Origin of the sequence: Agrobacterium pusense (assembly GCF_900102105.1) — a bacterium.
Classification (GTDB): Bacteria; Pseudomonadota; Alphaproteobacteria; order Rhizobiales; family Rhizobiaceae; genus Agrobacterium; species Agrobacterium pusense.
Genome location: NZ_FNBB01000001.1, coordinates 568,998 through 581,664 on the forward strand (window position 1 = coordinate 568,998; position 12,667 = coordinate 581,664).

General features: G+C 58.2%; 9 protein-coding genes. 3 read left to right on the forward strand and 6 right to left on the reverse strand.

From position 1 onward, the window contains the following. Positions 1-55 precede the first annotated feature (55 nt). The 6 genes from BLU28_RS02870 to BLU28_RS02895 all read right to left on the reverse strand — a co-directional run bounded on the left by BLU28_RS02870 (position 56) and on the right by BLU28_RS02895 (position 7,895). A complete protein-coding gene (locus BLU28_RS02870; protein ID WP_004439734.1) occupies positions 56-448 on the reverse strand; it encodes a PRC-barrel domain-containing protein in 393 nt (130 codons plus the stop codon). Positions 449-571: 123 nt separating this feature from the next. Beyond that, the gene (locus BLU28_RS02875; protein ID WP_168247069.1) at positions 572-1,453 is read right to left on the reverse strand and encodes a helix-turn-helix domain-containing protein; all 882 of its coding nucleotides are present in this window, start codon (positions 1,451-1,453) and stop codon (positions 572-574) included. A 109-nt stretch (positions 1,454-1,562) separates the two neighbouring features. After that, positions 1,563-3,770: a TonB-dependent siderophore receptor gene (locus BLU28_RS02880; RefSeq protein ID WP_168247091.1), complete on the reverse strand. Its 2,208-nt coding sequence runs from the start codon at positions 3,768-3,770 to the stop codon at positions 1,563-1,565. A 159-nt stretch (positions 3,771-3,929) separates the two neighbouring features. Next, entirely contained in the window at positions 3,930-5,606 is a 1,677-nt protein-coding gene (locus tag BLU28_RS02885; RefSeq protein WP_077986612.1) for an ABC transporter permease, read from the reverse strand. 72 nt (positions 5,607-5,678) lie between these two features. Further along, complete coding sequence (locus BLU28_RS02890) at positions 5,679-6,695, reverse strand: Fe(3+) ABC transporter substrate-binding protein (protein ID WP_077986611.1); 1,017 nt, start codon at positions 6,693-6,695, stop codon at positions 5,679-5,681. Positions 6,696-6,848: 153 nt separating this feature from the next. Next, entirely contained in the window at positions 6,849-7,895 is a 1,047-nt protein-coding gene (locus BLU28_RS02895) for an ABC transporter ATP-binding protein (RefSeq protein ID WP_077986610.1), read from the reverse strand. Positions 7,896-8,249: 354 nt separating this feature from the next. Between BLU28_RS02895 and BLU28_RS02900 the strand changes: the two genes are divergently transcribed. The 3 genes from BLU28_RS02900 to BLU28_RS02910 all read left to right on the forward strand — a co-directional run bounded on the left by BLU28_RS02900 (position 8,250) and on the right by BLU28_RS02910 (position 12,655). Further along, positions 8,250-9,962: a long-chain fatty acid--CoA ligase gene (locus tag BLU28_RS02900; protein WP_004439720.1), complete on the forward strand. Its 1,713-nt coding sequence runs from the start codon at positions 8,250-8,252 to the stop codon at positions 9,960-9,962. 110 nt (positions 9,963-10,072) lie between these two features. Continuing rightward, complete coding sequence (gene pgi / locus BLU28_RS02905; RefSeq protein ID WP_077986609.1) at positions 10,073-11,698, forward strand: glucose-6-phosphate isomerase; 1,626 nt, start codon at positions 10,073-10,075, stop codon at positions 11,696-11,698. An 87-nt stretch (positions 11,699-11,785) separates the two neighbouring features. Beyond that, positions 11,786-12,655, forward strand: a complete 870-nt coding sequence (locus BLU28_RS02910; RefSeq protein ID WP_077986608.1) for an ornithine carbamoyltransferase — start codon at positions 11,786-11,788, stop codon at positions 12,653-12,655. Positions 12,656-12,667 lie beyond the last annotated feature (12 nt).

Below are 12,667 nucleotides of genomic sequence, written 5' to 3' on the forward strand. Positions count from 1 at the left end.
TCCGGCTGAAAATCAGCTGAAAACGCCACAATGCCCGTTGGCAAGATTATTCGCCTTACATCCAGTAGGGGGCGACGCCGTAATAGTCGTAGACCTTACGATCCCTTGCGTTAAGCAATTCGTCATCGTCGAGATTGGCGAAATGCGGGGCATTTTCGATCTGTTCCTTTGTCAGGTCGATGCGGTAGCCGTCGAGCTCTTCGTCGTAATGCAGCTTTTCCCACGGCAACGGATAATAATCGTCGCCAATGCCGAGAAAACCGCCGAAGCTCAACACCGCATAGGCCACACGGCCGCCGCGCTTCTCAAGAATGATGCGCTGGATCGAGCCGATATGCTTGCCGTCGGCGCCGTAAACGCGGGTGCCTTCCACCTTGTCGCTGGCGATGAGGCTGGGCGTGTCCTTCACATAGGGGTCCTGGCCGGCGCGGGGTTCCTGATGCAACATGATAGTTTCCTCCTTGATTTCCTCAATGGGTCACGTCTGTAAACCCGTCGCCGGAGAAATCGTTCCGGGGCGTTTCAGATGCCGTCAGGGAATTTTTTGGAGAAAGAACGGAACAAAAGGCAGCTACTGGCGGCTCCTCTGCCAGACCGAGGGGGACACCCCCACCATCTTTCGAAAGACGCGGGAGAAGTGCGCCTGATCGGAAAATCCGGCTGCGATGGCAATGTCGGTAAGCGCCATCTCGGTTCGCATCATCAGATCCTTGACCCGATCAATACGCGCCTGCATCTGCCACCGGTGCGGCGGGACGCCGGTGGAGGCCTTGAAGGCATGGCTGAAATGGGATTGCGACAGGTTTGTAAGTTCCGCAAGTTCCTCAAGCCGGATCGACCGAAGGCAATGTTCGCGAATATAATCCGTCGCCGCCCTCAATTGCCAGGCGGCGAGCTTGCTGCGCTTTTTGACGGGTTCCCGCCTCACTTTCAGAAAATCCGTCAGCAGCGCCAGCACGAGGCTTTCGCCATAGAGATCGTGCAGCGGATCGGGATTGTCGCATTCGGCTGCGATCAACCGCGCCAGCGCCAGCAGGCGCTCATCCTCGAACATCAGATGCGGGTCGAGCAAACCGTGCGGATCGAAACCCTGCACCAACCGAGCCCCCAGCAGTCCAGCGTCGAAGTGCAGATCGAGGTGGCGGAGGAAGGAAACGTTGCTCAACTCCGCATGCACATCCAGATCGGCAGGCACGAAGGAAATACGCTTCACCTCGGAGGCGGTATACTTGTCGCGGCGGCAGCCGTTCATGACGAACCTGCCATCATCCTTTCCATCCATCTCCAGCAGAAAAACAAAACGCGGGTCCTTGCCGACATAACGTCCACCTGCTTTCGGTGCACAACGCACGTCCCAGAGATCGGCAACGATGCCGTTCCAGACCCTTGAGCGCGGGCCGCCTATAACGGCGAAACCGTCGATCTCATTTTCCATCCGCACGCGGAAAGCCATGGCTTCTCGATCCCGCAGGGCGCGCCATGGCGCCACTATAACATGATAAGTTTATTCATGTTTATAGTGGCAAACCAATTTTCCCGCAACTGCGGCCTTTGACCAGGCCTTACCACTTCTTGGAAAGCTTGAAGGTGATGGTGCGGCTGTCGCCCCAGCCGCAAACGGAGACACCGGCGCAGCCCTTGACGTATTCCTTGTCGAAGACATTGGCGACGTTGATGGATGCGGTCCAGTCGTCCTTCTGGTAACGGACCGCGGCATCGAAAACAGCGGCGTCAGGAACGCGCAATGTATTCGCCGCATCCGCCCAGGATTTGCCCTGATACCGCACGCCACCGCCGATGCTCAGTCCGTCAAGTGTATCCGTGGTGAAAGCATAGTCCAGCCACAGCGAAGCGGTATGGGCGGGCACGATCCAAGGCGATTTGCCAATGAGATTTGGATTGGCATCGCGGGTAATGTCGATATCGGTGTAGGAATAGGAGGCAAGTGCCTTCCAGTTTTCATTGAGATTGGCTTTGGCCTCCAGCTCGAAGCCGATGGATTCGACCTGTCCGAACTGGCCGCTAGTGGTCACCCCACCCGCCGTATAGGACACGATAGCATTATCCTTGACCAGCTTGAAGACCGAGGCGGTGATGCTGCCATCGAAGAACGTCGGCTCGTATTTGATGCCGGCTTCGAACTGGTGGCCTTCTTCCGGCACGGCGGGTGTGCCGTCTGCAAGCGTATCGATAAGCGGATTAAAGAAGGTGGCGGCGGAGACGTAGGGCGTCAGGCCATTGTCGAATTCGTAGGCAAGGCCGGCGCGGCCGCTCAGCGCGTCGTCATTGGAGCGGCGGGACAGGCCCGTCGGCAATCTGTTGTTCAGCTCCGTATCGACATAGTCGTAACGGCCATTCAGCGTCACAAGCCAGCCATCTCCGAACCGCAGCTGGTCCTGCGCATAAATGCCGATCTGCTGTTGGGTCACGATGTTATCGGCATAAACGAAATTCGTTCCCTGCGCCGAACCGTAAACCGGATTGAGCACGCCGATTGCATTCGAGCCGCAGCAGGCCTGCACCTGATCCAGCCGGTAATATTTATAGTCCAGACCAAAGAGCAGTGAATGGCTGACGGCACCGGTATCGAACTGACCTTCCACTCGGTTATCCACACCGAAGCTATCGACCTTCGACACGCCGTCGTAACCGAAGCGGGTCAGCATATAGTCCTTGGTGATCGGATCGAGTCTCGGCTGGCCGTTGGCATCGGCATTTGCCCAGCCGCCGGGATAGGGCCCGGTCTCGTGCTTGTACAGATGCCCATAGCGGGCGTTCTGACTGATCTTCCAGCCATTGTCGAATTCATGGCTGACCTCGTAGCCCACCATCGATTGATAGACGCGGCCGTTATCAAGGTCCGGCTCACCATAAAAGGCTTCACGGTTGAGCTTGCCGAAGGGCGCGTCGGCCACGGTGCCGACATAAGGCAGGAAACCGTTGCCCACATGCACCTGGTCAAGCGCCGAAAAATACCCATAGAGCGTGGCGCTTGTCTGCGCATCCGGCTCGAAAGTGACTTGCGGCATGATGAAGCCGCGCAAATCCTCGGAGTAATTCGTATAGTTGTCGCCGCCCGAGACCTTGCCGGTGACGCGGTATTTCCATACGCCCTCATCATCCACCTTGTCGCCGAGATCGAAACCGAAGAAAGCGTTGCCGAAATTATTGATGCCGATTTCCGTTTCGCGAACGGGTTCCTCCTGGGTGCGCTTGCGGATCATCTCAACGATGCCACCGGGATTGGCGCCGCCGTAGAGCACCGACGCAGGCCCCTTCAGGACTTCAACCCGCTCCAGACCATAGGCATCCATCTGGAAACCGCCGAAACCGTAACTGAACAGGTTCAGCCCATCCAAAAACACCCCAGTCTGGGTGGCCTGAAAACCGCGAATGTAAAACCAGTCCGTATCCGTATCCGTGCCAAAGGGCTCCGCCGTCACGCCAGGGGTATACCGCAGCACCTCGTCGATCTTCGTCACCGCGCCGCGGTCGTTCATTTCCTGGCGGCCGACGACCGATACGGATTGCGGAATATCTCTGGTTTCCGTCTCGGTTTTTGAACCCGTCGCGCTTTTCTTCGCGACGTAGCCCCGGACGGGACCGGTTGCGTTTTCCGCGCCCTGCCCGTCAACGGTAATCTGCTGAAGGACGGTTGTGTCCTGCGCGTGCACCATCGCAGGCGCCAGCAAAACTACGGCAGCCGTTCCCAAAGCCAGATGGCGCAAAAACATCCCATGCAAATTTTTCAAGATATGCCCCGAAAACATCGCGACCATATTGATATCCCAAGGGTCGCAGCACCTCAATTAAGCTGAGTATTTACATCAGGATTAAGGCCCGATGCTTGTCGTTTTCTGGGTGGATTTGAAGCTTATTGGCCTCTTGCACAATTTTTCGCCCGCAATTTATCCGGCGGAGCTTCGATGTCAGTTCTTGCGCCGGCCGATCCTTGCAAGTTGCATGACCGGAAGCATGCCGATGACGACAATTGCCAGCGCTGCGATGGCCGCCTCCTCGTAGGTGCCACGCGCCGCTTCGCCATAAAGATGGGTGGCAAAGGTTTCGAAATTGAGCGGCCGCAACAGGAGCGTAGCGGGAAGCTCCTTGACGCAATCCACGAAGATCAGCAGTGCCGCAGCCGCAAGTGAGGCCTTGGAAAGCGGAAGATGGACGTGTCGGAATGTCTGCGTTGCGGATCGCCCGAGCGTTCGCGAGGCGTGATCGAAGGACTGCGGGATGCGGCTGAGGCCAGCATCCACCCCACCGGCGGCAATGGTAAGGAAACGTGCGGAATAGGCGTAGATCAGCGCGGCGCCACTGCCGATGAAGATGAGGCCTGTCGATATGCCGAACCAGTCGCGCATGGTCGCGTCGACAAAGCGGTCAAAGCCGCCGAGCGCGATCAGGACGCCGATGGCGATGACCGTTCCGGGGGCGGCATATCCCACCGTCGAAAGACGATAGGACCAGAGCGACAGGCGGCCCGGCGCAAGGCGCATGGCGTAAGCGACGACAAGGCCGAGGATGAGGGTGATCACCGTCGCCACCCCGGCAAAGACGATGGTGTTCAGGGCCTCATCGGCAAAACGGGGGGACAATCCGTTGAAACGAAACCGTTTCCATGCCTCTGTGACGAGATAGCTGGCTGGCGCCATAAAACCGATCAGGACCGGCAAGCTGCCCAACAAGAAAGCGGCCCAACCCTTCAGGCCATTGAGCCGCAGCGGCTCCAGTTGCCTGCTTTTCTGCGCAGAGACCGCGTAGCGCTGCTTGCGTCGCGCCCAGCGCTCAAGCGCCACGAGGGCGACAACGATGAACAGCATGGAAAGCGCAATCTGCGCCGCACCCGGCAGGTCGGATTTCGTGACCCAGGTGGTGTAGACGGAGACGGTGAGTGTGCGGACGCCAAGAAATTCGGACGCGCCGATATCGTTCAGCGCTTCCATCAAGGCAAGGCTGACGCCGACCGCAATCGCCGGGCGCGCCAGCGGCACCGCTACCTTGAAGAAAGCCGCACGTCTGGAGACTCCGAGCGTGCGCGCCGCTTCCAGCAGGTTGCCTGCCTGCGTGAGGAACATGGCACGCACGGGAATATAGACATAGGGAAACAGCACGAAGCCGAGAAGGACGATGCATCCGGTCATGGACCTTATGTCCGGAAGACGGAATTCACGCGGGCTGGAATAGCCGAGCAGCCAGCGGATCGCGCCCTGCACAGGCCCGATGGGATGCAGAATATCCAGATAGGCGTAAGCGACGATATAGGTGGGCATGGCCAGCGGCAGCAGCAGCGCCCATTCCAATATTTTGCGGCCGGGAAAATCATAGGCGGTGACCAGCCAAGCGGCACAGGTTCCGACGATACCTACCAGCAGCCCGACACCGGCAAGAAGGATCGCCGTATCCGGAAGCGCCGTCCAGAGCACGGTTGAGCCCAGATGCGACCAAAGGCCATCAGAACCCTGCAACGCCTGCGAGACAAGCGCCAGAACCGGAACCATGGCGCCGCAAACCGCCAGCACTGAAAGGCACAGCCACCAGAAGGAGGATGAAAATCTGGCTCGGGCACGAGGTGACAATGGCTGGGTGGCGTCTGGGTTCATGTGCTTCTGGAAAATACGCGGAAAGGCGCCCGCAATTGCGAACGCCTTTCACATGTTATCGCTGATTGGCCTTTACTTGTCGAAACCGACCTTGTCGACCAGCTCGCTCGCCTGCTTGCGATGCGATACGATTTCCGTCAGCGGCTTGTTATCGATCTTCAGCGTGCCGAACGAAGCGACGATCTCGTTGAGAGCCGCGCCCTGCTTGACCGGATATTCGTAGTTGGCCTCGGCATAGATCTTCTGGGCTTCGTCGGAAACGAGATATTCCAGAAGCTTGACAGCTTCCGCCTTGTTCGGCGCATTCTTCGCCACGGCTGCGCCGCTGATATTGACCTGCGTGCCGCCATCCTTGAAGGTCGGCAGAACCACCTTGATGGCGTCGCCCCACTTCACCTGCTCCTCGCCGCCCTTGCCCGAGCGCATCAGGCCGACATAATAGGAGTTGGCGATACCGATATCGCAAATGCCGCCGAGGATGTCCTTGGCGACATCGCGGTCACCGCCGCCTGCCTTGCGGGCGAGGTTTTCCTTGACGCCGGCAAGCCACTTCTCGGTGTCTTCAGCGCCATAATGGGCGATGTAGTCGGCAAACAGCGCCGTATTATAGGGATGCTGTCCGGCGCGAATGCAGACCTTGCCCTTCCACTTCGCATCAGCGAGATCTTCATAATTGAAGGAAGCGAGATCGAGGTCCTTGGCTGCATACAGAACGCGGGCTCGCATGGAAAGCGCGAACCAGTGACCCTTGGCATCGCGCAGTTCAGCGGGGATGGCCTTGCTCAGGGTCTCGGATTCGACCGCCTGCGTTACGCCCTTTTCAGCGAGATCGACAAGATTGCCGGCGTCTACCGTCATCAGAACGTCAGCCGGCGAACTCGCGCCTTCGCTCAGAACACGCTCCGCGAGGCCGTCCTTCAAAAACACGGTATTGACCTTCACGCCGCTCGAAGCGGTGAAGGAGTCCAGGAGGGGCTGAATGAGGCCCGGCTCGCGGGTGGTATAGATATTGAGTTCAGCGGCATTGGCTGCGCCGGCTGCAAAGGCAACCGTGCTGGCAAGCAGGGCGAACCCGGTAAATTTCTTCATGTTTTGTCTCCCTCTCCGATAACGGCAATAGGGGGAGCAGACATCATACATGATGATACAAATCAAGTTTTATTTCGCCATTTTCCGCCGCCTTTTGATCACCAAGAGTTGAAAACGGGGAGAAAATGAACATGCAAATGCGCTCATTCAACTTCAGGTAAATATCAGCACGCCCTTCGGATCAATTCCGAAGCGTATCGCCCGCGTCTTGGCGGCTGTACGCTGCATTGTTCTGACGCGAAGATCCGCTGGTAATCCGGGCACGGCGATGCCGAGCTGTTCGATCTCCCCCAGGAAGACCCGGCTAGATATTTCGCCAGCGATACCTTCTTTCGCGGCGTCTTCGATAATCGAAATCGCATTGGGCCGAACATAGGCAACCGCCGCGAGGCCATCGGGCAGATCGGAGGCATCCCCCAGCAGGCCGAGCGGCGTTTCCACGCGACCCTGCCTTACCCGTCCTTCAATCTTGTTGAAGGCGCAGAAAAAATCAGCGGCATAGCGGGTCTTGGGATTGTCGTGGATTTCGTAACCCGTGCCGCTTTGCACGATCCGTCCGCGCTGCATCAGAACCACGCGATCGCCCGCCGAAAGCGCTTCTTCGGGATCGTGAGTAACCATGATTGCCGTCGTGCCCAGCTGGCGTAGAAGACCGAGCGTCTCTTCGCGCACATCGTCACGCAATCCCCTGTCCAGATTGGAAAAAGGCTCGTCCATCAGCAGAAGGCCAGGCTGCGGGGCGAGTGCACGGGCAAGCGCGACGCGCTGCTGCTCACCGCCCGACAGCGTATGCGGATAACGTTTCGCAAGTTCCTTGAGATGCACATGTTCGATCATCTCCGCAGTGCGCGCCCGGGCCTGCGCTTTCGGCAGCGAGCGGAGGCCGAACATGACGTTCTGCTCGACGGTAAGATGCGGGAAGAGCGCATAATCCTGAAATACGAAACCGATATTGCGCTTTTCGGGCTCGATGAAAACTCCAGACCCGGCCACGACGGCGCCGTTCAGGGAAATGCTGCCTTTATCGGGTGTCTCCACACCTGCGATGATACGCAGCAAGGTTGATTTTCCGCAGCCGGAGCGCCCTACAAGACAAATGATCTCACCGCTTTCGACGGACAGATCGATGTCGGACAATACATCCGTATCGCCGAATTTCTTGCCCACCGATTTCAGTTCTAGCGCTGCGCTGCCTGCCATTTCCAATCCTGCCCTGCTTTGCGAATTATGTTGATCGCTCAAATCAGGATTAAAGTCAAAAAAGACGGGGAAAATGCGTTTTCCATCACGAGTTGGCGAGATGTGCGGCAGCAATATTGACGTTTACGTTAGAGTTAAATAGGTTTCGCCGATAAGATGGACGTCAAGGGATTACGCGTCTATCATTCGTCACCGGGGAGCGGGAGGAGCAGTCGATCCGGTGACGTCACAAGTGGTTCCCTCACGCCGGCAGATGCGGGCAGGTGCGGGAGCCTCGTGAACATCAGGCAGCCGAAAGCGCTGTTCACGCGTTCCACAGAATGCGCGGCGCGAAGAGACTCTGGGAGGAGCAGCATGAGTGAATTGTCCCTGGGACACCCGCAGAACGCCGTCATTGGGAAGCGCTGGCTGTCTTCCTATCCGCCGGGCGTTCCTTCCGAAATTCCCGTATCGACCAATGCCTCCCTCGTCGATCTTCTCGAAAAGAGCTGTGTGCAGTTTGCCGACCGGAAGGCCTTTTCCAGCATGGGAAAGTCGCTGACCTACCGGGAACTGGACGCTGAAACCCGAGCCGTCGCCGCCTGGCTGCAGTCCAGAGGACTGGAAAAGGGCGACCGGGTTGCCGTGATGATGCCGAACATCCTCCAAAATCCGGTTGCGGTTTATGGAATCCTGCGGGCAGGCATGGTGGTGGTCAATGTCAATCCGCTTTACACACCGCGCGAGCTGGAACATCAGCTGAAGGATTCCGGCGCGAAGGCGCTTTTCGTGCTGGAGAACTTTGCACATGTGGCGCAGCAGGCGGTGCCGAAAACCGCGGTGCGGCACGTGGTCGTCGCGGCGATGGGCGATCTTCTCGGCCTCAAGGGACATATCGTCAACCTGGTGGTCCGCAAGGTCAAGAAACTGGTGCCCGCCTATACCATTCCCGGCTCCATCAGCTTCAAGGCGATGCTGAAGGAAGGTCAGGGATTTTCGCTGAAGCCGGTCAGCCTCACGGCGCAGGACATTGCTTTCCTTCAATATACCGGGGGCACGACGGGTGTATCCAAGGGTGCGGTTCTCACGCATGCCAACCTTCTGGCCAACAAGCTTCAGATCAGCCTGTGGCTGGACGCCGCCTTCAACGGCCAAAAGGATCGCCCGGAAGTTCTCAACTTCATCTGCGCGCTGCCGCTCTGCCACATCTTCGCCTTGACGGTGAATTCGCTGATGGGCATTGCGCTTGGCGGCCACAATCTGCTGATTGCCAATCCGCGCGATATTCCCGGTTTTGTGAAAGAATTGTCGCATTATCAGCCGCATATTTTCCCCGGCATCAATACGCTTTTCAACGCGCTGATGAACAACGAGGATTTCCGCAAGCTCGATCTGTCGTCGCTCATTCTGGTTCTCGGCGGCGGCATGGCGGTGCAAAGGCCTGTCGCGGAACGCTGGCTTTCCATCGTCGGCTGCCCCATTGCGGAGGGTTACGGCCTCTCCGAGACATCGCCGGTTGCCACCGTCAACCGCCTCGATTCCACGGAGTTCAGCGGAACCATCGGCCTGCCGATCTCTTCCACCGAAATCGATATTCGCGACGAGGACGGCAACAGCCTGCCCACCGGAGAGGTCGGAGAAATCTGCATTCGTGGGCCGCAGGTGATGGCGGGTTATTGGCAGCGGCCGGACGAGACGGCAAAGGCGATGACATCAGACGGCTTCTTCCGTTCCGGCGACATGGGCTTCATGGATGAACGCGGTTATACCAAGATCGTCGACCGCAAGAAGGACATGATCCTCGTCTCCGGTTTCAACGTCTATCCGAACGAGGTGGAGGAAGTGGCCGCCAGCCATCCAGGCGTCCTGGAATGCGCCGCCATCGGCGTTCCGGACGAGCACTCCGGCGAAACCGTCAAGCTTTTTGTGGTCAAGAAGGACCAGTCGCTCACGGAAGCGGAACTCAAGGCGTTCTGCGCCAAGAACCTGACAAACTACAAGCGGCCGAAGATCATCGAGTTCCGTACCGAGCTGCCGAAATCGAATGTCGGCAAGATCCTGCGGCGCGAATTGCGCAATCTGAACTGAACGAAATCGAGCCGGGTGACCGGCTCTTTTCTTTTATCGAAGCCGCCTTGATTTGGCCGCCTGAAAAAGAATAGTTTCCTCATCCTTCCACGGAAGCCGAGGAGCACAAGATGCAGGCCACCATCGAAAAACTGAAAGCAACGGCGAGCAGCACAGCCGCAACCGATCTTCGCGCCGCCTTTGCGGCCGATGACAAGAGATTCAGCCGTTTCAGCGCCAAGTTCGATGACCTGCTGATGGATTATTCCAAGTGCGCCGTGAATGAAGAGATCGTCACGCTTCTCGAACAGCTTGCACAAGAAGGCGGCGTCGAGGCCAAGCGCGAGGAGATGTTCTCCGGCAAGGCGATCAATTTCACCGAAGACCGTGCCGTCCTGCATACCGCGTTGCGCAATCGCGCCAACACGCCGGTTCTCGTTGACGGCAAGGACGTGATGCCCGATGTGAACGCGGTTCTGTCTGCCATGGGCAAGTTTGCCGATGCCATCCGTTCCGGTTCGCTGAAGGGCGCGACCGGTAAAAAGATTACCGATGTCATCAATATCGGCATTGGCGGTTCCGACCTCGGCCCGGTCATGGCAACGCTGGCACTGGCACCTTTCCATGACGGCCCGCGGGCGCATTTCGTCTCGAACATTGATGGCGCGCATATTGCCGATACGCTGAAGCTCATCGACCCCGAGACGTCGCTCTTCATCGTGGCGTCGAAGACCTTCACCACCATCGAGACGATGACGAACGCCGCCACGGCGCGCCGCTTCATCGCCGAAAAGCTGGGCGAAGACGCCGTCAAGCATCACTTTGCCGCGGTTTCCACAGCGCTGGACAAGGTTACCGCCTTCGGCATCGAAAGCGACCGCATTTTCGGTTTCTGGGACTGGGTTGGCGGCCGTTACTCGATCTGGTCTGCCATCGGGCTGCCGCTGATGATCGCCATCGGTCCGGATAATTTCGGCAAGTTCCTGGATGGCGCCCACGCCATGGATCGCCACTTCCGCGAGGCGCCGGTCCGTGAAAATCTTCCGATGTTGCTCGGCCTGATCGGTTTTTATCACCGCAACGTACTGAATTACCCGACGCGGGCAATCCTGCCCTATGACCAGCGGCTGTCGCGTTTCCCGGCTTATCTGCAGCAGCTGGACATGGAATCGAACGGCAAGGGTGTGACCATCGACGGCACGCCGGTCGAAGGCCAGTCCGGCCCGGTTGTCTGGGGCGAGCCCGGTACGAATGGTCAGCACGCCTTCTATCAGCTGATCCACCAGGGCACGAGCGTCATCCCGGCGGAATTCATGATCGCAGCCAACGGTTTCGAGCCCGAACTGCGCCACCAGCACCAGCTTCTCATCGCCAATTGCCTGGCGCAGTCGGAAGCGCTGATGAAGGGGCGGACGCTGGCTGAGGCAAAAGCCCAGCTCACCTCCAAGGGCGTGGATGACAGACATGCGGATTTCATTGCGCCGCACCGTGTCTTCACCGGCAATCGTCCGTCCATCACCTTCGTCTACGACAAGCTGACGCCATTCGCGCTTGGCCGCCTGATCGCGCTTTACGAACATCGCGTCTTCGTCGAAGGCGTGCTGTTCCGCATCAACTCCTTCGACCAATGGGGCGTTGAGCTTGGCAAGGAACTGGCGACCGGCCTGCTTCCGGTCGTCGAAGGAAAGGAAAGCGCCGCTAGCCATGACAGCTCTACGCAGGGGCTGGTGAAGGCGCTGGCGGGTCTGGCGGGGTAAATCCAGGCACTGCAATTTACGAAAGCCGGAGGGCGACTTCCGGCTTTTTTCAATGCAGCGTTGATCGAATGTCATTTGGAGGTGCATATGTCGTTCCGGCCGGGCAGGGACTTTCTGGAGTTTCACAACCTGAGTGCGGACGCGATCTTCTCGATCATCGACCGCGCGTGCGCTCTGGCCGAGGACTGGTTACAAGGCACGATGCCACAGACGCTCAAGGGAAAACGTGCCGGGCTGATCGTTGACGACACCGGCTGGCGCAATACCGCCGCCTTTGATCTCGGTATCCAGGCGATGGGCGGCACCTGCGTTACCGTTCCGATCAACTTTAACGGCCGAGAAGAGATTGCCGATCTGGCTGGTTATCTCGACAATTGGTTCGATCTTTTGATTATCCGCACGAAGGAACTCTCGACACTTCGGGCACTTGCAGCCGACATGCGCGCACCTGTCATCAACGCGCGGACAAAATTCAATCATCCATGTGAAACGCTTGGTGATTTAGCCTATGTGAAAAGCCTGAGGGGCCAGAAAGCCGGCCTCAAAATCGTCGGTGTAGCACCGGACGCCAATATTTTACGCTCTTGGGTCGAAGCCTCGATTTCCCTGCGCATTCAGGTCACGCAGGTTTACCCGGATCAATGGCACGTCACGGATGCCGCGCTCATCAATCCGAACTTCCGGGCAAGCACGGACATGGATGAGCTATTGGATGCGGATGTGGTCATTACCGATTCCTGGCCGTCCGACGCCAATCATCATCTGGCCGATTATCGCATATCCGCCTCCCTTCTCGACAGGATGCCGCCTGATGTGATTTTTTTGCCCTGTCCGCCAGTCTCGCGTGGCCAAGAGGTGACCGCGGACGCAATGGTCCATCCGGCCTGTAAGAGCCGGTCGGCAAAAGCTTTTCTTCTACATGCCCAGAATGCCCTGATGGAATTTCTTCTCGCCTGAGGCGCGGGCTCC

Bases quoted from the DNA above. Each gene is read 5' to 3' on its own strand.
- BLU28_RS02870 (WP_004439734.1), bottom strand. From the start codon at position 448: ATGTTGCATCAGGAACCCCGCGCCGGCCAGGACCCCTATGTGAAGGAC.
- BLU28_RS02875 (WP_168247069.1), bottom strand. From the start codon at position 1,453: ATGGCTTTCCGCGTGCGGATGGAAAATGAGATCGACGGTTTCGCCGTT.
- BLU28_RS02880 (WP_168247091.1), bottom strand. From the start codon at position 3,770: ATGTTTTCGGGGCATATCTTGAAAAATTTGCATGGGATGTTTTTGCGC.
- BLU28_RS02885 (WP_077986612.1), bottom strand. From the start codon at position 5,606: ATGAACCCAGACGCCACCCAGCCATTGTCACCTCGTGCCCGAGCCAGA.
- BLU28_RS02890 (WP_077986611.1), bottom strand. From the start codon at position 6,695: ATGAAGAAATTTACCGGGTTCGCCCTGCTTGCCAGCACGGTTGCCTTT.
- BLU28_RS02895 (WP_077986610.1), bottom strand. From the start codon at position 7,895: ATGGCAGGCAGCGCAGCGCTAGAACTGAAATCGGTGGGCAAGAAATTC.
- BLU28_RS02900 (WP_004439720.1), top strand. From the start codon at position 8,250: ATGAGTGAATTGTCCCTGGGACACCCGCAGAACGCCGTCATTGGGAAG.
- pgi (WP_077986609.1), top strand. From the start codon at position 10,073: ATGCAGGCCACCATCGAAAAACTGAAAGCAACGGCGAGCAGCACAGCC.
- BLU28_RS02910 (WP_077986608.1), top strand. From the start codon at position 11,786: ATGTCGTTCCGGCCGGGCAGGGACTTTCTGGAGTTTCACAACCTGAGT.